16 protein-coding genes and 1 pseudogene are annotated in these 17,506 nt (G+C 70.3%); 5 read left to right on the forward strand and 12 right to left on the reverse strand.

Annotated features, from left to right (window positions below; translation table 11 throughout):
• The first annotated feature begins 85 nt into the window (after positions 1–85).
• Positions 86–1,432 carry an MFS transporter gene (locus AC2W7E_RS11795; RefSeq protein WP_485989160.1) on the forward strand — a complete coding sequence of 449 codons (1,347 nt, stop codon included), beginning with the start codon at positions 86–88 and terminating at the stop codon, positions 1,430–1,432.
• Between the two features lie 28 nt (positions 1,433–1,460).
• Here the strand turns inward: AC2W7E_RS11795 and AC2W7E_RS11800 are convergent, their stop codons facing one another.
• The gene (locus AC2W7E_RS11800; RefSeq protein ID WP_374461059.1) at positions 1,461–2,393 is read right to left on the reverse strand and encodes a GrpB family protein; all 933 of its coding nucleotides are present in this window, start codon (positions 2,391–2,393) and stop codon (positions 1,461–1,463) included.
• Between the two features lie 191 nt (positions 2,394–2,584).
• On the opposite strand from AC2W7E_RS11800, the pseudogene AC2W7E_RS11805 reads away from it, so the two are divergent.
• Positions 2,585–3,336 (forward strand): annotated as a pseudogene (locus AC2W7E_RS11805) (SDR family NAD(P)-dependent oxidoreductase).
• A gap of 167 nt (positions 3,337–3,503) precedes the next feature.
• Here the strand turns inward: AC2W7E_RS11805 and AC2W7E_RS11810 are convergent.
• Both AC2W7E_RS11810 and AC2W7E_RS11815 read right to left on the reverse strand, forming a co-directional pair.
• Positions 3,504–3,830, reverse strand: a complete 327-nt coding sequence (locus AC2W7E_RS11810) for a DUF7882 family protein (RefSeq protein ID WP_126893715.1) — start codon at positions 3,828–3,830, stop codon at positions 3,504–3,506.
• 69 nt (positions 3,831–3,899) lie between these two features.
• On the reverse strand, positions 3,900–4,346 hold the full coding sequence (locus AC2W7E_RS11815; RefSeq protein WP_062633229.1) for a MarR family winged helix-turn-helix transcriptional regulator: 447 nt from the start codon (positions 4,344–4,346) through the stop codon (positions 3,900–3,902).
• A 128-nt stretch (positions 4,347–4,474) separates the two neighbouring features.
• Between AC2W7E_RS11815 and AC2W7E_RS11820 the strand changes: the two genes are divergently transcribed.
• Both AC2W7E_RS11820 and AC2W7E_RS11825 read left to right on the forward strand, forming a co-directional pair.
• Positions 4,475–4,711 carry a hypothetical protein gene (locus tag AC2W7E_RS11820; protein ID WP_025104060.1) on the forward strand — a complete coding sequence of 79 codons (237 nt, stop codon included), beginning with the start codon at positions 4,475–4,477 and terminating at the stop codon, positions 4,709–4,711.
• A complete protein-coding gene (locus tag AC2W7E_RS11825) occupies positions 4,708–5,253 on the forward strand; it encodes a MarR family winged helix-turn-helix transcriptional regulator (protein WP_025104061.1) in 546 nt (181 codons plus the stop codon). The genes AC2W7E_RS11820 and AC2W7E_RS11825 overlap by 4 nt, the downstream gene beginning before the upstream one ends.
• Here AC2W7E_RS11825 and AC2W7E_RS11830 read toward each other — a convergent pair.
• On the reverse strand, positions 5,250–6,473 hold the full coding sequence (locus tag AC2W7E_RS11830) for an MFS transporter (protein ID WP_161973052.1): 1,224 nt from the start codon (positions 6,471–6,473) through the stop codon (positions 5,250–5,252). The genes AC2W7E_RS11825 and AC2W7E_RS11830 overlap by 4 nt on opposite strands.
• Positions 6,474–6,590: 117 nt before the next feature.
• Here AC2W7E_RS11830 and AC2W7E_RS11835 point away from each other — a divergent pair, with 117 nt between their 5' ends.
• Positions 6,591–8,174 carry an SDR family oxidoreductase gene (locus AC2W7E_RS11835; protein ID WP_126893714.1) on the forward strand — a complete coding sequence of 528 codons (1,584 nt, stop codon included), beginning with the start codon at positions 6,591–6,593 and terminating at the stop codon, positions 8,172–8,174.
• An 18-nt stretch (positions 8,175–8,192) separates the two neighbouring features.
• Here AC2W7E_RS11835 and AC2W7E_RS11840 read toward each other — a convergent pair whose 3' ends face one another.
• The 8 genes from AC2W7E_RS11840 to AC2W7E_RS11875 all read right to left on the reverse strand — a co-directional run bounded on the left by AC2W7E_RS11840 (position 8,193) and on the right by AC2W7E_RS11875 (position 17,457).
• Positions 8,193–10,154, reverse strand: coding sequence for a BCCT family transporter (locus AC2W7E_RS11840; protein WP_485989161.1), 1,962 nt, complete (start codon positions 10,152–10,154; stop codon positions 8,193–8,195).
• Positions 10,155–10,291: 137 nt separating this feature from the next.
• Positions 10,292–12,007, reverse strand: coding sequence for an ABC1 kinase family protein (locus tag AC2W7E_RS11845; protein WP_485989162.1), 1,716 nt, complete (start codon positions 12,005–12,007; stop codon positions 10,292–10,294).
• Positions 12,008–12,052: 45 nt separating this feature from the next.
• Positions 12,053–12,676: a PadR family transcriptional regulator gene (locus AC2W7E_RS11850; RefSeq protein WP_085605007.1), complete on the reverse strand. Its 624-nt coding sequence runs from the start codon at positions 12,674–12,676 to the stop codon at positions 12,053–12,055.
• A 71-nt stretch (positions 12,677–12,747) separates the two neighbouring features.
• Positions 12,748–13,659, reverse strand: a complete 912-nt coding sequence (locus AC2W7E_RS11855; protein ID WP_485989164.1) for an ROK family protein — start codon at positions 13,657–13,659, stop codon at positions 12,748–12,750.
• Positions 13,656–14,339 carry an N-acetylmannosamine-6-phosphate 2-epimerase gene (locus AC2W7E_RS11860; protein ID WP_085604542.1) on the reverse strand — a complete coding sequence of 228 codons (684 nt, stop codon included), beginning with the start codon at positions 14,337–14,339 and terminating at the stop codon, positions 13,656–13,658. Before AC2W7E_RS11860 ends, AC2W7E_RS11855 begins: the two co-directional genes overlap by 4 nt.
• A complete protein-coding gene (locus AC2W7E_RS11865; protein ID WP_485989165.1) occupies positions 14,336–15,202 on the reverse strand; it encodes a carbohydrate ABC transporter permease in 867 nt (288 codons plus the stop codon). Before AC2W7E_RS11865 ends, AC2W7E_RS11860 begins: the two co-directional genes overlap by 4 nt.
• Positions 15,189–16,157 (reverse strand): carbohydrate ABC transporter permease, encoded by a 969-nt coding sequence (locus AC2W7E_RS11870; RefSeq protein WP_025104069.1) that lies wholly within the window; start codon positions 16,155–16,157, stop codon positions 15,189–15,191. The genes AC2W7E_RS11865 and AC2W7E_RS11870 overlap by 14 nt, the downstream gene beginning before the upstream one ends.
• A 10-nt stretch (positions 16,158–16,167) precedes the next feature.
• The gene (locus AC2W7E_RS11875; RefSeq protein WP_303709674.1) at positions 16,168–17,457 is read right to left on the reverse strand and encodes an ABC transporter substrate-binding protein; all 1,290 of its coding nucleotides are present in this window, start codon (positions 17,455–17,457) and stop codon (positions 16,168–16,170) included.
• Positions 17,458–17,506 lie beyond the last annotated feature (49 nt).

Consider the following 17,506-nt stretch of genomic DNA (forward strand, 5'->3'; position numbering starts at 1 on the left):
CGAGCGTGTCAAGAACTTTCCCGTGGGCGATTCCCGCTCGGCTACGGTGGGCGGATCCTCTTGCACCGACTCAAGAAGGCAGAGCATGAACACAGTGCGGCACCCCGGAAGGTCGTTCTTCGGCCTCCCCGGGACCTTCTTCGTGTTCCTGAGCACGATCGCCGTGTCGAACCTCGGCGACGCCTTCCGGGTCATGTCGTTGAATCTCTGGTTCTACGAGGAGACGCCGGACAAGGAGCTCACTCGCGTCCTTCTCCTGTTGGCAGGAGTCGTCCCCGGGATGCTCTTCGCTCCGATCGCCGGAGCGATCGCCGATCGCTTCGACCTTCGGAAGACGTTCATCGCCACCATGCTCATCCGCGGCGCTCTCAGCGTGGCGCTCGCTGTCGTCGCATGGTCGGTTGCGCCAGGCGCGCTCGCCTATGTGCTCGTCTTCAGCGCAGCGACGGCGAGCGTCTTCTTCGCCTCGTCGGCGTTCGTCTTCGTGCCCCGCCTGGTTCGGCGCGGGATGATCCCCCGCGCGAACAGCATCATCCAGGCGGTGAGCTGGGCCCTCGCCTCCGTCGGTCCGGCGTTGGCGGCACTTGCCTTCGCCGCCTACGGCCCGTCGGTCGCCTTCCTCCTGGACGCTGTGTCTTTCCTCGTCTCGGCCGCGCTCCTGCAGGTCCTGATCCGCCCTGAGCCCACGAGTGGAGAGAAGACGCCTCTCCGCGTCAGCATCCGCACCGGCCTGGCGGAAGCCGCCGACTCGATCCGCGGCATTCCCGAAGCTGTCGGCATCCTGGCGCGCAACCGACTCGCGCTCGGCATGCTGGTCGCTTCCTACGGCGTGACGTTCACTGCGGGCGTCAACTCCTTCGGTCTCCTCTTCCTCCTCGACGACGAACTCGGCCTCCCCGTCGAGACCCTCGGAATCGTGCTGTCGTGGAACGGACTGATCGCGGTCGTCGCCGCTCTGCTGGTGGGGGTCTTCGTGAAGTGGGTGAAGGTCAAACCGTTGTTCCTTGTCTGCCTCGCCTTCTTCGTGGTCGCGCAGTTCGTGATGGGCATGGCACCCAACATCGGAGTCCTCCTCGTCGGCGTGGGTATCAGCGCGCTCGTCAACGCGCCCTACAACGTCGCCGTCACCTCGCTCTTCCAGACGAGCGTCGAGGACGAACACCTGGGGCGCATCGGCGGGCTCGACGAGATGGCCGAGAACGTCATCCAGATCCTCGTCTTCCTCTCCGCCGGCATCATCGTGGCGGTGGCCGGCCCCCGGCTTGCCCTGGTCGGCGCCGGGGTGGTCGCTCTCGTCCTACTGTGCCTGGGTGCCACGCTCATGCGCGGCCTTCAGCCCCGCGAGGATGTCAATGACCCCGAGGACTCGGACGACGCGGCACCGCAGCACTGGGATCCCGCAGGCGAGGAGCAGCCTCGCCCTGCGTCATGAGCTCGAATCTCTTCGCGGCACTCACGCCTCACGGCCGCCCGGCACCCACCCGGTCGCTCGCGCCCAGGCCTCCATCTATCTCCCCCTGCGCCCGGTCGAACCAGTGGTCCTTCGCCCGCGCGTAGTCGTCGAAGTCACGGTCGCCCCGGTGCGCGGAGGCCAGCGCGGTCTTCAGCGCCGCGTACTCGTCGCGCGCCTCCGGGCCCGCCCGCAGCCAGTCCCGGAACAGGAGGGCGTACCGCGCGTTCGACGCCCCGACGCGTCGCACATGCACGATCGCCCGCGCCCTGGCGTCCACGCTCGCGAACAGGCGTTTCGACCACTCGTCCGGGTCGCCGCCCGTCCGGGCGTTGTCCCGGGAGACGCCCGGCGCGTCCGGCACGATGCGCTGCATGTTCACGAAGCCGGCGTCCCCGAGGCGCTGCTCCGCGGCATCCGCGTCCGCGAGGTCGCGCACCCCCACCTGAAGGTCGATGATCGGCTTGGCGCGCAGCCCGGGCACGGCCGTCGAGCCGATGTGATCGACGCGCACCGGGACGCCGTCGAACGCCGTGGCGACGCGGGCGCCGAGGCGCGCGGCATCCGCCGCCCAGCGCGGCGACCAGGACTCGAGGATCGGCGGCGTGTCCGGAGGGAGTCGCCGAGCTCTCCGCCGCTCCTCGACCTCCGCCGCTCGGGCGAGGAAGCGGGACAGGCCGCCCTCGTCGCCCTCCGCGAGAACCGCATCGCACCAGGCGGGGCCAGACACTTCGCCGATGCCGAGCACGAGATGAGCCGTCGCGGAGGCGTCCGCCAGTGCAGCCGCATCGACGGACCCGAGTCCCGTCACGATCGCATTCGGCCGCGCCGCACGCAGGCGGCGCACGACCGCGCCATGATCCTCTCCGACGACGACCAGGGCGAGGGGCGAGAACACGTCGATCCCGGAAGAGCCCTCGGAGTCATCTGCGAGCGGGTGCACTGGTCGCCTCCTCGGGATTCGTCCCGCCGGAATCGGTACTCCACGGCAGACGGTCCCCACAGCGTAGCCAGCCCGCCGAGCATTTCCATTCACATGAATCCACACCGGTATTCCGGGCGTAGGCTGGAGGGAAGGACGGACCGTCCGAGAAGATCTCCCGGCACCGCGCCCGCCCGGGAAGGAGCCCGAAAGTGGCTCAGTACGACGTCTCGAACCGCTCGGCGATCGTGACAGGAGCGGGCAGCGGCATCGGCCGCGCGGTCGCCCTGCTGCTGGCGCAGAACGGCGCGGCGGTGGTGGTCAACGACCTGAACGCGGAGCACGCGAACGCGGTCGTCGAGGAGATCCGCGCCGCTGGCGGCACCGCGGAGGCGTCGGTCGGCGACGCGACGGACCCGGCCTGGATCGCCTCGTCGGTCGAGCTCGCCAACTCGCTCGCCCCGCTCCGCATCGGCGTCAACAACGCCGGCATCGGCGGCGCGACGGCACCCACCGCGGACTACGAGGAAGACGCGTGGGACAAGGTGATCGCCATCAACCTCAACGCCGTGTTCCGCAACATGAAGGCGCAGATCCCGTCGATCCTCGCCAACGGCGGCGGATCGGTCGTGAACATCGCCTCGATCCTCGGCAGTGTCGGCTTCGCCGGCTCCCCCGCCTACGTCACCGCCAAGCACGGCGTCGTCGGCATGACGAAGACCGCCGCCCTCGAGTACTCCGCGCAGGGGGTCCGGGTGAACTCGGTCGGCCCCGGCTTCATCGACACCCCGCTCCTGGCGAACATGGGCGACGAGGCGAAGGACTTCCTCGTGTCGAAGCACCGATCGGGCGTCTCGGCCAGGCGGAGGAGGTCGCGAACCTCGTGGTGTTCCTCGCGAGCGACGCCGCGAGCTTCATCACCGGCAGCTACCACCTGGTCGACGGCGGCTACACCGCCCTCTGACGAAGAAACGGCATCCGGCTGCCGGGAACCCGAATCCCGGCGGCCGGATGCCGCGGTCGGCGATCGAGAGCCCCCGCTCCGTTCTCGCCGTAGCCGTCACCGCCCGGGATCCGAGAGCCCTTGAAGAGGATCCCGAGGCGGTGAGGCAGGTCTGCACCCCTCCGTTATCAGGCGGACATCGCGTGCAATTCGCGCGATACCGCATCGAGCGCGAGCTCGGGGTCGGTGAGGTCGAGTCCGCCGGTCGAACCCGCGGCCTGCATGAGACGGGCCAGCAGCGGTCGCTGCAGGGTGACCGACGTCTCGACGACGAAGCGGATCGGGATGGACGCGTGGATCCACAGCGTCTCGGTGCAGTCGGCGCCGGTCTGCACCGTGAGCGCGAACGGCTCGTTGCGCCGCAGCTTGGTGACGGTGGCGGCGCGAAGGTGGGCGAGCAGCTCGTCGTCGATCTCGATCGGCTCGGCGAGGTTCGCGTAGGTGAGGGTTCCCATGTTCTTCTCCTCGTGGCAGAAAACCTGGACGAGGATAGTTTACTAGTTTAACTAGTTAAATCAAATCGTTTAGGGAAGATCGCCGAGCTCGTCGGTCAGGCGGCGCAAGAAGCGGGAGATCACGGTCGCCTCTTCCGCGGTGAACTCACCCTCGACGGCAGCCACGCGCTGCGCCAGCTCGTCGCCCTGTCCGTGCAGATCGCGGAGCGACGGCCGGAGGACCTTGGACCGCGCATCCAGGGGGTGCGGCGCGACGACGATCTGCCCCCGCTCCGACATCCGTCGCACGACGCTCGTGACGGCGGCCGTACTGATGCCGAGGTAGGTGGCGAGGTCGCGGGGAGTGACGGGCTTCTCGACGGGCGCGGTGCTGATGAAGTGCATCGCCGCACGGTCGGTATCGTTGGGTTCGCGCCGGGCGGCGAGACGGCGGTTCAACTGCGCGTCGGCGCGACGGAAGTCGTCGACATCGCGAGCGAGCGCTGAGGTCGTGACGTCGGTACTCGTGTTTCCCATGCAGAGATCCTCCTTCCCCGAACTCCATGGTACCTCGGCAACCTGACAGTAAGGCTGTCTAGCGATATCGGGTGCGACCAGGGACTTCCGGAGGTGCGATGATGGAACCCTGCCCCCGAAAGGATGCCATGCCCGAGCCACTGAGCCTCGAGGAGGCGTCGTACATCCGCTACGCCGATCTGCTCGCACGCCTGGAGGAACTCTTCCCCTCCGTCTCGCGACGCCGGATCGAGCAGATCATCGCCGCCGAGACCGATGCGATCACGGGCGGTCTTCTGCGCATCGTCCCGGCCGAGGTCGAGACCGGCGCGATGGAGATGCTCGAGCGGGAGGCCGGTTCCAGCGACGAAGGAGAGGTCGCGTGACCGACAGCACCGGCGAGTTCCACGCCTCCGGATACTGGTACCCCGACAGCGAGCGCGCCACCACGGTCGACGTGCTCAACATGCTGCGGCGCTACCGCAGTGCCGAGACGGCGATGCGCGCCCGGACGCGCGCGTCGATGGGCATGAACGAGACCGACCTCGTCGCCCTCCGGTTCCTGCTGCGCGAGCAGAAGGCCGGTCGCATCGTGCGGCCGATCGATCTGGCGCGCATGCTCGACATCTCCACCGCGTCGACGACGACGCTCATCGACCGGCTGGAGAAGGGCGGGCACGCGCGCCGCGAACCGCACCCGACCGACCGCCGCGCCGGCATCGTCGTGCCCACCGTGAGCAGCGACGACGAGGTGCGCGCGACACTCGGTGCCATGCACCGCCGGATGCTCTCCCTCGTGGACGACCTCACCGATGAGGAGCGCGTGGTCGTCATGCGGTTCCTCGTCGGGATGACCGCCGCGATCCAGGAGGCCGCCGAGGCGGACGCCGTGCACGGCGGCGCCGACCTCGTGGAGGAGCCGGCCTAGTCCGACGCGTTCCGCGGGCGCCGGGCGTCCAGGAATCCCGCGAGCAGCACGGCCACGAGCGCCGCGACCGGTGCCACCACGAGCCCCACGCGCAGGCTCTGCGTCTCCGCCAGCCAGCCGACGAACGGCGGCGACAGCAGGAAGCCGAGCCGCAGCAGCCAGGACACCACGGTGAGCCCGACCCCGGGCCGCAGTCCAGGGAGCTCGTCGGCGGCATGCATCGCGGCGGGGATGAGGGTGGCGATGCCGAAGCCCACGGCCGCGAACCCGAGGATCGTGCCGGGCACGCTCGGGAAGAGCAGCGCGAGCGTCATCCCGACGGCGGCGATGAGGCCGCCGACCCGCGCCACCCAGCGCTGCCCGAAGCGATCGGTCATCGGATCGCCGAGCAGACGCCCGACGAACTGCGCGCCGACGAGGGCGATGAATCCGAGCGGTGCGACCGCTGCCGCCGCTCCCAGGGAGTCGCCGAGGTAGAGGGTGGCCCACGAGTTGCCCGCGTCTTCGGCGATGGCTCCGGCCATCGCGATGAGGGTCAGGGCGATCACGGCCAGCACCGTCCGCGCCGGAACGCCGCGACGGACCGCGGAGGCGATCTCCTCGGGTTCCGCCACCGCATCCTCCTCGGCCTCGTCGTCGCGGCCGGGCAGGCAGAAGCGGAGGGCGACGAGGGCGACCGTCGCGAACACCGCGGTCGAGATCCCCAGGTGGACGGCGAGCGGGAGCTGCAGGGCGATCGCGCCCGCGGCCATCACTCCGCCGAGCACCGCGCCGATGGACCAGATGGCGTGGAAGGAGTTGATGATCGAGCGCCCGTACCGCCGCTGCACGCGCAGGCCGTGGGCGTTCTGTGCGACATCGGTGATGGCATCGGAGGCGCCGCCGACGAAGAGAGCGATCGCGAAGAGGACGCCGTTCGGGGACAGCGCCGCTGCCAGCAGGCCGAGGCTCGTGAGGACGGTGCCGATGACCGCGATGCGCGCCGACCCGAAGCGGCGGATCAGCGTGGCCGCCAGGAGTCCGGCCGCGATCGCGCCGGCGGGGAAGGCGGCGAGCGCGAGACCGTAGCCGAGGTTGTCCAGGCCGAGGGCGGCCTTGATCTCCGGGTACCGCGGCAGGATGTTCGCGAACAGGGCGCCGTTCGTGAGGAACAGCGCCGAGACGGCGACGCGCGCGCGGCGGGTGGCGCGGTCCGCGGGCGCTCGTCGAATCGATTCGATGGAGGTCACGGATACGACCGTACCCTGTCTCCGGGGTGCTCGCGAGCGTGTCGCGACGGCGCGATGCTCCGGACGCAAGCCCGTTCCCCGTGTCGCCCCGGGATCTACGCTCGGAGCATGAGCGAGCTCACCCAGCCCACCGGTCGCGAGGACGCCCTTCGGGCTGTCCCCCGCGACGACGGCTCCGCGCCCCGCGCCCTCGTGCTCGGCGCCACCGGCTACATCGGCGGCCGCCTGACCCCGCGCCTGCTGAACGCCGGCTACCGGGTCCGCGTCCTCGCCCGCGACGCCGTCCGCGCCGCCTCCTTCGGCTGGGGCGAGGAGTGCGAGATCTTCGAGGGCTCCGCCGACGACGAGCACGCCGTCGCCTCCGCGATGGACGACGTCGACGTCGTGTACTACCTCATCCACTCCATGTCGGCCGGCAAGGGCTTCGAGGAGAGCGACGAGCGCGCGGCGGCCACCGTTGCCACGGCAGCCGCCCGAGCCGGGGTGCGGCGGATCGTCTACCTCGGCGGCTTGCACCCGGACGACGTGAAGCTCTCCCCGCACCTCCGCTCCCGGGTCCACGTCGGCGAGATCTTCCTGGAGTCCGGGGTGCCCACCCTCGTCCTGCAGGCGGGCGTGGTGATCGGCTCCGGTTCGGCGTCCTTCGAGATGATCCGGCACCTCACCGATGTGCTGCCGTACATGCCGGCGCCGAAGTGGGTGCGCAACCGCATCCAGCCCATCGCCGTGCGCGACGTGCTGCACTACCTGCTCGGGGCGGCACGGGTCGGCGATCAGGTGAATCGCGCGGTCGACATCGGCGGACCGGATGTGCTGCGCTACGGCCAGATGATGAACGGGTACGCGGTGGAGGCCGGACTGCGGCAGCGCGCCATCGCCGCCCTTCCGGTGCTGACCCCGGAGCTCGCCTCGCACTGGGTGAACCTCGTCACCCCGGTGCCGCGCTCCATCGCCCGGCCCCTCGTCGCCTCGCTGCAGAACGAGTGCATCATGAAGGACCACGCCGTCGACGCGCTCATCCCGCGGCCCGAGGGCGGGCTCACGCCGTATCGCCGGTCCGTGGCGCTGGCCCTCGGCCGGGTGGATGCGGACGCCGTGGAGACGAGCTGGCAGGACGCCGAGGTGACCGGCGCCCCGAGCGACCCGCTGCCGAGCGACCCCGACTGGGCCGGACGCACCGTCTTCACGGACAAGCGCTCCGTCGCGACGCGCGCGTCCGTCGCGGAGCTGTGGCGCGTCATCCTCGGGATCGGCGGGGAGAACGGGTGGTACTCGTCGCCGCTGCTCTGGGCGGTGCGGGGGCTCATGGACCGCGTGGTCGGCGGCGTGGGCCTGCGCCGCGGACGCCGCAGCCGCACCGCCGCCCGGGTCGGGGACGCGATCGACTTCTGGCGCGTCGAGGCGGTCGAACAGACCGAGGAGGGGCATCTGCTGCGACTCCGCGCCGAGATGAAGGTTCCGGGCGAGGCCTGGCTCGAACTGCGCGCGGTGCCCGACGGCGACGGCGCCCGCTACGAGCAGCGCGCCGTGTTCTTCCCCCGCGGACTCCTCGGCCGGCTGTACTGGCTCGCCGTGCTGCCCTTCCACGGGCTCATCTTCTCCGGCATGGCCGCCCGGATCACCGCGGCCGCCGAGACAGGCGACCACGCCGGTTCAGGCGTCCTGCGAGAGGACGTGCCTGACCCGGCGTGAGCGCCTGAGCTCTCGCGTTCAGTCCTTGTCGCCAGGGGCGTCCATCGCCGCATCGACGGCGGCGTCCACCTCGGCCGGAGGGATGATGTCGATCGCCTCGGTCGCGGCCTCGTACACCTCGGCGAGGGTGTCGTCGACGGTGTCCTCGTCGATCCAGGCGAGGTCGTCCTCCGAGTGGTCGTACTCGACCGGCACGAGCGCGAAGTCGTCGCCGTACTCCTCGAGTCCGGCCATGACGCTGTGGCGGACAGCGGCCCTGGCGTAGCGGTCGCGCAGGATCAGGGGATCGCGCCGCAGATCCTTCATGAACGCGATCATCATGAACGCCATGATGATCGCGAACGGCAGCGCCGCGATGATCGTCGCGTTCTGCAGCGACTGCAGGCCGCTCCCCTCGGCGCCGCTGACGAGCAGCACCGCGGCGATCACACCGACCAACACACCCCAGACGACGGCGACCCAGCGTGACGGCTCCGGGCGGCCCTGCTGCGAAAGCGTGCCCATGACGAGCGAGGCGGAGTCGGCACCCGTGATGAAGAAGATCGCGATGAGGATGATCAGGATGATGCTGGTCACGAGCGGGAACGGCAGGTTCTCCAGCACCCCGAACAGCACCTCCTCCGGCGGGTCGACGACGAGGCCGGCGCCGTCCATCTGCTGCTGGATGGCCGTCGTGCCGAAGATCGCGAACCACACGAGCGAGATCGCGGAGGGCACGACGATGACGACCGACACGAACTGACGGAGCGTGCGGCCGCGCGAGATCTTCGCGATGAACATGCCGACGAAGGGCGACCAGGAGATCCACCACGCCCAGTAGAAGATCGTCCAGCTCGACAGGAAGGCCTGCGCGGCCTCACCCTGCGAGGCGGAGCGGCCGATCATGGTCGGCAGATCGCCGAGGAACTGCACGGCCACCGACGGGATCACGTTGAGGATGAGCAGCGTCGGGCCGACGAAGAACACGAAGAACGCCAGCAGGATGGCGACCACGGCGTTGATGTTCGACAGCGCCCGGATGCCCTTGGAGACGCCCGACACGGCGGACGCGATGAAGCAGGCCGTGAGCACCGCGATGACCGCGATGAGGATGCCGTTGCCGAGGGGTCCGGCTCCGCTGACGATCTCGACGCCGTGGCCGATCTGCAGCGCACCGAGCCCCAGCGAGGCAGCCGTGCCGAACAGCGTCACGATGATGGAGAAGATGTCGATCGTGCGGCCGACCGGGCCCGTCGTGCGGTTCTCGCCGAGCAGCGGGGCGAAGATCGACGAGATCAGCGGCGTGCGGCCGCGGCGGTAGGCGCCGTAGGCGATGGCTCCACCGACGAGCGCGTAGAACGCCCAGGCCTGCGGGCCCCAGTGGTAGAGCACCTGCGTCTGCGCGGTGTGCATGGCCTCGAGGGTGTTCGCCTCGACGGTGCCGGGCGGCGGATTCTCGAAGAAGGTCAGCGGCTCGGCCGCGCCCCAGAACACCAGGCCGATGCCCATGCCCGCCGCGAAGAGCATGGAGATCCACGAGAACATCGAGAACTCGGGCTCTTCGTCGTCGCGGCCGAGCGGGATGCGCCCGTACTTGCTGAAGCCGACGAACAGCATGAACACGAGGATGATCGTGGCGATGGTCGTGAAGAAGAAGCCGAAGTACTCCACGACCCAGGCGAGGACCGTGCTCGTGGTGCCGGCGAGGTTGTCCCCCGCGAACACGCCCCACGCGATGAAGGCGAGGGCGAACGCGGCGGCGACGCCGAACACGAGCGGGTCGGTGCGGTAGGTGCGCCCCGTCTCCTCCACCGACACCCCGGGAACCAGCGCCGGGTGCACGCTGCGCGGCGGGACCGTCGTGATGTCGCGGACGATCTTGCGCGCGGTCTCGGAGGCCTTCGCCGCCTGGCGGTGCGTCCCGGTCACGACGGCGTCGGTGCGCGGACGGGTCGGGGATCCTGCGGAGCGTTCGGTGGGCTTCTCGTCAGGCGTGTCCATGAGAGACCATCTTTCCACCTGTGCGGGCTCAGGCGTACGCGGGAGATCAGGCGCTCCAGCTCGGGAGCGCCTGATTCCACGCGATCGCCTGTTCCGGCGGGGCCGCCCGGCGGGGTCTGGGCGGGGCCTGGCGGGGGTCAGCGGGGGCGGCGGCGACCCAGGAAGAGGGCGCCGAGGAGCGGGAGCACCGAGACCCACAGGAGGGTGATGCCCAGCGGCGGGAGCGGACCGACGAGCAGCGCCCCGCCGATGAGCATCGCCGCGAACAGGACCCCGGAGGCGATCCGCCGCGCGATACCCTCCAGCCGGTCGAGGCGGCGCTCCAGACGCGAGGTGTCGAAGGAAACGTTGCCGTCGTCGACGCGGGTGATGATGTCGTCGATGCGCTTCGGGAGCCGCCAGGTCGTGGCCGCGTTCGCCATCGCCTGCTGCGCCATGTCCTGCATGAGGGTGCCGGACTCGTCGCGGAGCAGCCGCGCGGCGTACGGCTCGGCCGCGTCCCACACGTTGAACGCGGGATCGAGGCCGCTGCACATGCCGGAGGTGAGGGATACGGCCCGGATGAGGAGCAGCATGTCCTCGGGGAGCTGCAGCGGAAGCCGCCGCACCATGTCGCCGAACTCCTCGGCGAAGTCGGTGAACTCCCGCGGGTCCACCCGGCTCAGCTCCGCGAACCCCATCCCGCCGAAGCGCGCGAAGAGGGCGGTCAGCGCCCGCTCCAGCTCGCCGGTGTCGGCCGTGGGGAGGAGTACGCCGATCTCCTTCGCCGCACGGACGAGGCCGCGACTGTCCCGCGCTGTCACCGCGATGAGGAGGGTCCGAAGTCCCTGCCGGAGGTTGTCGGAGACCTCGGCCATCATGCCGAAGTCGATGAACGTCAGCCGGAAGCCGCCCGGGGTCCCTGAGCCGCCCTGGGTCCCTGAGCTCGTCGAAGGGACCGGCGTGACGAAGATGTTGCCGGGGTGCGGGTCGGCGTGCACGAACCGGTGCGTGAAGACCTGGTCGAACATGACCTCGGCGAAGGCGTCGGCGACCGCGGAGGGGTCGATGCCGGCCGCCCGGAGCGCCGCGGTGTCGTTGATCTTGATCGCCGTCACGTCGGACAGCGTGAGCACCCGACGGGTCGTGCGCTCCCAGACGATCTCGGGGGCGGCGACGCGCGGGTCGTCGGCGAAGTTCTCGCGGAACCGCTCAGCGCTGCGGGCCTCGTGGAGGTAGTCGATCTCCTCCATGCTCGTGACGGCGAACTCCTCCACGAGGGCGGGGGCGTCCACGCGGTCGGCCACGATCCGGACCCGGGTGAGCCACCGCGCGACCCGGCGGAGGGCGGCGAGGTCGACCGCGACGATCTCGTCGATGCCCGGGCGCTGCACCTTGACCACGACCTCGTCCAGCCCGGTGTCCTCCGCGTCCAGCGCCGACAGCCGGGCACGGTGCACCTGGCCGAGGGACGCGGCCGCGACGGGGGTGTCGTCGAACCAGGCGTACACCCGCTCGAGCGGCATGCCCAGCTCGGCCTCCGCGAGCGCCCGGATCTGCGGGGTGGGCACGGCGGGGACCTCGTCCTGCAGCCCCTCCAGCTCGGCCGTGATCTCGGGCGGGAGCACATCGAGGCGCGAGGACATGAACTGCCCGACCTTGATCATGAGCCCGCCGAGTTCGACCGCGAGCGTATGGAACCGCCGCGCGAACCGCTGCATGCGGCGGGCGCGCGTGCGCTCCGCGACGGAAGACAGCCCGAACCGCGGAAGGACGAGCTCGAACCACCAGATCTTCAGGAACTCACGGCTCGCGAACGACAGGATGCGGCGGTACCGGGCTCGGTGGGGACCCTGTGCCGCCGCTGCCGTCATCGCGTCATCCTTCCGCCGTTCCGCGCCGGACGCCGCACGACGCGGTCAGTCCTGGGCGAGGATCGTGTACAGCCTACGGCGGGCCTCGTCGAGCACCTCGATGGCCTGCTGCACCTGCTCCGCGGAGCCGCTGCGCCCGACCTGCGCGGCCGCGGCGGCGAGGTCGACCCCGGCCTTGGGCAGAGCGCTGTACCGGGCGTCGCGGCTGCGGTCCTTGTCGGAGGACGGCACCCACGGCGGGGTCTCGGTGCTCTCCGCGGCGACGGCCCGGCCGGCCTCGGTGAGGGCGTAGGTCTTGCGGCCGTTCTGCTCCTCGGCCTCGATCAGACCCTCGTCGGCGAGGAGCTGGAGCGTCGGGTAGACGGAGCCGGCGCTCGGCTTCCAGGTGCCGCCGCTGCGCTCGGCGATCTCGTTGATGATCTGGTACCCGTGCATCGGTCGCTCGGTGAGGAGCGAGAGCACGGCGGCGCGCACGTCGCCGCGCGCCATGCGGGACCCGCCGGAGGGACGCGATTCGAACGACTTGCGGAGCTGGTCCATCGCCTCGAACAGTGCTCCGGCGGGACCCTGCGAGCCCCCGAAGAGGTTGCCGAGGCCGCCGGCGAAGTCGCCGCCGTTGCTGCCGTTGCCGTTGCCGCCGAACGGGGTGGAGGGGAATGCGTTGTTCATGATGACCTCCCAGTCGTGAACGATACTCAACGATATATCGTTAACGCTGAATGCGGGGTGGGAATCCGGACTCAGACCGGTGCCAGCACCGCAGCCCCGGTGACGGTCGCATCCACCCCGAGCTCCGCGGATCGCACCTTGGCCGTCGACGGGCCCGGCATCGCCGCCGCGCGGTAGGCGCGGGCGACCCCGGCGAGGTACCGCTCCCCGATGGCCGCCACGCCGCCGCCCACCGCGACGACCTCCACGTCCAGGAGCGCCTGCGCCCCGGCGAGCGCGCGACCGAGGAACGCCGCCCCCTCCGCGATCACCTCCTCGGCGACCGCATCCCCGGCACGAGCGGCCGTGTCCACCTCCCGCAGCGTACGCGCCGTGCCGGTGCGCTTGCGGTACGTCTGCTCCAACGCCGGACCGGAGGCCACGGCCTCGACGTGCCCGACCCCTCCGCAGCCGCATCGACGACCGGCCAGTCCTGGCGGGAGGGCGAGCTCGGTGTGCCCGACCGATCCCGCCGTGCCGGTCACGCCTGCGCGGAGACCGTCCGGGAGGACGACGGCTCCCCCGATGCCGGTGCCGACCGTGACCATCAGCAGACCACGCGCTCCCCTGCCCGCCCCTGCTGTGGCCTCCGCGACTGCCGCCGCGTGCACGTCGTTGACGACCGCCACCGGGACATCGAGGGCTCGGATGAGCGCCGCACGCAGCGGGAAGCCCGCCCAGCCGCTGATCGCATCGGTCGCGGAGGTGATGCCGCCGTCCTGATCTACCACGCCCGCGGTGCCCACGCCGACCGCCGCGAGCTGCTCCCCACCGCGGATCGCATCGATCGCATCGACGACCGCCCGCACGATGGCCTCGCCACCCTCCCGAGCTGGCGTCGGCAGGGTGTGCACGGCGGTGGCGCGACGGCGCGCCCCGCCCGGCTCCGCACGGAACCCGGCGACGGCGATCTTCGTGCCGCCGATGTCGACCCCGACGATCACACCCGCTCCCGGGCGGCCGGTGTCGCCGCGACGAACCGACGCGTGAGGGCGATCGGATCGGTGATCGCTCCGCCGACGACGACCGCGAAGGCCCCGGCGTCGAAGGCCGCACGCACCTGCGCGGGGGTCTGATAGCGCCCCTCGGCGATGGTCGGGATCCCCGCGGCGACGAGCGCGGCCACGAGGTCGAGGTCAGGGTCGTCCTGACGCGGCGAGTGCGGGGTGTAGCCGGACAGGGTCGTGCCGACGACCGCCGCCCCCGCCGCCCAGGCGCGCTCGCCCTCCGCGACCGTCGACACGTCGGCCATCACCGGCCGCCCCGTCGCCGCGGCGATCTCCCCGATGAGCCGGAAGTCCGTGCCGAGCTGCTCCGTCGTGGCGTCCACCGCGATGATGTCCGCCCCGGCCTCCGCCAGCCCCGCGGCGAGCGCGCATTCCGGGGTGATGACGTTGCGGACGCCGTTCCAGACCTTGTGGAGCCCGATGATCGGCGCATCGGTCACCGGTCGCACCCGACGGATGTCCTCCGGCCCGTTGAGCCGCAGGCCGCTCGCGCCGCCGAGCAGCGCCGACTCGGCGAGCGCGCCGATGACGTGGGTGTCTCTCGCGGGAGCTCCCGCGGAGGCCTGGACCGAGGCGACGAGCCGGCCGCGGAGGAGGGCGAGGGATTCATGGGTCACTTGAGGGCTCCTGCACTGGCACCGCCGATGAAGAACTTCTGGCCGAGGAGGAAGATCGCCACGGCGGGGAGGGTGAACATCACGCACGCGGCCATGAGGGGCCCCCAGGCCACGTCGTTCTCCCCGAAGAAGGCGTACAGACCGATCGACAGCGTGTACGTCGACTGGTCGTTGAGGTAGATGAGGGGATTGAGGAAGTCGGTCCACGCCCAGACGAACTGGAAGATCGCGGCGGTCACGATGGCCGGGCGCGCCAGCGGGAGCACGATCGTCGCGTAGGTGCGGAACTCGGACGCACCGTCCAGACGGGCGGCCTCGATGAGCTCGTCCGGCACCGCGAGGAGGAACTGCCGGATCATGAAGATGAAGAACGGCGTGCCCAGGAACGCGGGGACGATGAGCGGGAGGTAGGTGTTCGTCGCCTCCAGCCCGTTCCACACGAGGAACAGCGGGATCAGCGTGACCTGCGGCGGCAGCATCATCGTGGCGAGCACGAGGATCAGGAGCGGTCGGGCGCCGCGCCACTTCACCTTCGCCAGCGCGTAGGCGACGAGGGGGCAGGAGATGACCGTGCCGAGGATGCTCATGCCGGAGACGAAGAGCGTGTTGGCGAGGTAGCGCCACACCGGGATCTGCGCGAACGCCTCGGCGAAGTTGGCCGTCGTCCACTCGGCGGGCAGCAGGGTGGGCGGCGAGGAGAACACGTCGCCTGGTGCCTTGAACGCGGTCGACAGCATCACCAGCAGTGGGAACAGGAACAGCAGCGCGAGCAGCGTCACCGCGATCTGCTGCCGGACGCGGCGGAGCGTGCGCCGGGTGCGACGGGGGCGGCGCACCGGAGCGGAGATGTCAGCGTGCGCCATCGTGAACCCACTTCCTCGAGGTCGCGAGCACGATGAGGCTCACGACGAGCGTGATGATGAACAGCGTCCACGCCATGGCGGAGGCGTAGCCCATCTTCAGGAACACGAAGGCGTTCTGGTACAGGTACATCGCGTAGGACAGCATCGACTGCCCCGGCCCCGAGCCCGCCTGGTTGAGGCGCTCCTGCGACAGGATGTAGGGCTGCGTGAAGATCTGCAGGAACCCGATGATGCTCACGATCACCTGGAACAGGGTGACCGGGGAGACCGTGGGCCAGGTGACGTTCGTGAAGCGGCGCCACGCCCCCGCGCCGTCGAGCTCGGCCGCCTCGTACAACTCCTTCGGCACCTCCTGCAGGGCGGCGAGGTAGATGATCATGGTGCCGCCGACGGTCCACAGCGACATGAGGATGATGGCGGGCTTCGTCCACTCCGGCTGCTGCAGCCAGGCCGGCCCCTCGATGCCGAACCACGACAGGAAGTGGTTGATGAAGCCGTACTGGGCGTTCAGCAGCCAGCGCCACAGGTAGCCGCCGACGACGACCGGCACGATCGAGGGCAGGTAGACGAGGGCGCGGTAGAGCGGCTGACCGCGTACCGGGGTGTTCAGCAGGTGCGCGCCGGCGAGCGCGATGCCGATCGCGAGCGGCACGCCGAACACGGTGAGCACGGCCGTGTTGGCGAGCGACTTCCAGAACACCCCGTCGGCGAACATCTGGGTGTAGTTGTCCAGCCCCACCCACTCCGGCGCCTGGAACAGATTGAAGTCGGTGAAGCTGTAGTACGCCGACGCCGCGATCGGATAGGCGAACAGGAACAGGAAGCCGACGATGAACGGCGACGCGAAAGCCAGGCCGATCAGCGTGGTCCGGCGGCTGCGGCGCCGCCGGACGGGAGCGCCGGGTCCGGCAGGAGCGTTCTCCTGCCGGACCCGGGGTGCTGTTGCCGTGGTCACGAGGACCGGCTCACTTCGAGGCGTAGGAGGCCATGCGCTCCTCGACGGTCGCGATCGCCTCCTCCGGGGTGGCGGTCAGTCGCACGACCTCGTCGAACGCGGTCGCGAGGTCGGTCGCGTACTCGGCGCTGTACGGACGGCTCGCCAGGGACTTCGCGTTCGGGGACGACGCGGCCTCCGCCCAGACGCCGAAGTCCTGCAGCTCGTCGAACGCGGCGCTGCCGGCGAGGGAGGAGCGGCCGGGGAGGTTGCCGAGGGCGACGGCGAACTTCTCCATGGGCTCGTCGCTCACGAGGTAGGCGAGGAAGGTGGCCGCCTCCTCCTTGTGCTTCGAGTTCGCGGGGATGAAGAGGGTGCTCGCGGTGACCTGCGTGCTGTTCTCCAGGTCCGGAGAGGCGGCGGGGATCGCGGTCACGCCCCACTCGAAGTCGGGGGCGATCTTGGCGGCGCTGGCCGACCGCCACTCGCCGTCGATGATCATGGCGACCTGGCCGCTGAAGAACGGGTCCTGCGCAGAGAGGTACTCGCCCTGTCCGGAGACGAACGTGGCCATGGCGTCGGCGCCGACCGGCTCGATCACGTTGTCCTGATACCACTGCAGGGCCTCGAGGTTGCCGTCCTCCGCGGGGGTCGGGCCGTCCTCGCCGTCCCAGCTCCCGCCGAAGGCGTAGCCGAGGGTCGTGAGGGTGGTGCTGTCGTTCGCCGAGCCGAGTCCGAGCTGCGTGATCTTGCCCGACGCGTCCTTCTTGGTGAGCTTCGGGATGGCGGCGGCGAGCTCGTCCATCGTGGTCGGCGGGGTGACCCCGGCCTCCTCCAGAAGCTGCGGGTTGTAGAGCAGCTGGAAGCTGTGGATGGCGATCGGCAGCGAGTAGATCTTGCCGTCGTAGGTCATCTGCTCCATGGCGCTGGGGACGAAGTCGTCGACATCGATGTCCTCGGCGGCGATCGCCTCGTCGAGCGGCGCGAGGATGCCCTTCGAGGCCCAGGCGCCGACGGTGTTGCCGAAGTTGTCGGAGATGTCGAAGGAGCCGTTCGACGACGACATCGACGTGAGCTGCTTCTGGGTGTCGGGGCTGGAGACGCCCGTGACGACGATGTCGTCCTGACTGGCGTTGAAGTCGGCGATGATCGCCTCCAGCGCCTTCGCTTCCTCGCCTCCCCACAGGTACGAGAACGTGATCTCGGTGGGGCCGTCCGCGTCACCGCCGCCGCCGGCGCAGCCGCTCAGGGCGACGATCGTCGCCGTGCCCACCGCCCCGGCGACCAGGACGCGTCGGCGCATGTTGTGCTTCACGTGCATGGGGATTCTCCGCTCATCGTTGACCGTGCAAAGGATTGGAATAGACCAA

The organism is Microbacterium sp. CFSPD4_SD4, assembly GCF_057364585.1.

Coding starts and splice junctions, on each gene's coding strand:
- AC2W7E_RS11795 (WP_485989160.1), top strand. CDS start 86: ATGAACACAGTGCGGCACCCCGGAAGGTCGTTCTTCGGCCTCCCCGGG.
- AC2W7E_RS11810 (WP_126893715.1), bottom strand. CDS start 3,830: ATGGGAACCCTCACCTACGCGAACCTCGCCGAGCCGATCGAGATCGAC.
- AC2W7E_RS11815 (WP_062633229.1), bottom strand. CDS start 4,346: ATGGGAAACACGAGTACCGACGTCACGACCTCAGCGCTCGCTCGCGAT.
- AC2W7E_RS11820 (WP_025104060.1), top strand. CDS start 4,475: ATGCCCGAGCCACTGAGCCTCGAGGAGGCGTCGTACATCCGCTACGCC.
- AC2W7E_RS11835 (WP_126893714.1), top strand. CDS start 6,591: ATGAGCGAGCTCACCCAGCCCACCGGTCGCGAGGACGCCCTTCGGGCT.
- AC2W7E_RS11840 (WP_485989161.1), bottom strand. CDS start 10,154: ATGGACACGCCTGACGAGAAGCCCACCGAACGCTCCGCAGGATCCCCG.
- AC2W7E_RS11845 (WP_485989162.1), bottom strand. CDS start 12,007: ATGACGGCAGCGGCGGCACAGGGTCCCCACCGAGCCCGGTACCGCCGC.
- AC2W7E_RS11850 (WP_085605007.1), bottom strand. CDS start 12,676: ATGAACAACGCATTCCCCTCCACCCCGTTCGGCGGCAACGGCAACGGC.
- AC2W7E_RS11865 (WP_485989165.1), bottom strand. CDS start 15,202: ATGGCGCACGCTGACATCTCCGCTCCGGTGCGCCGCCCCCGTCGCACC.
- AC2W7E_RS11875 (WP_303709674.1), bottom strand. CDS start 17,457: ATGCACGTGAAGCACAACATGCGCCGACGCGTCCTGGTCGCCGGGGCG.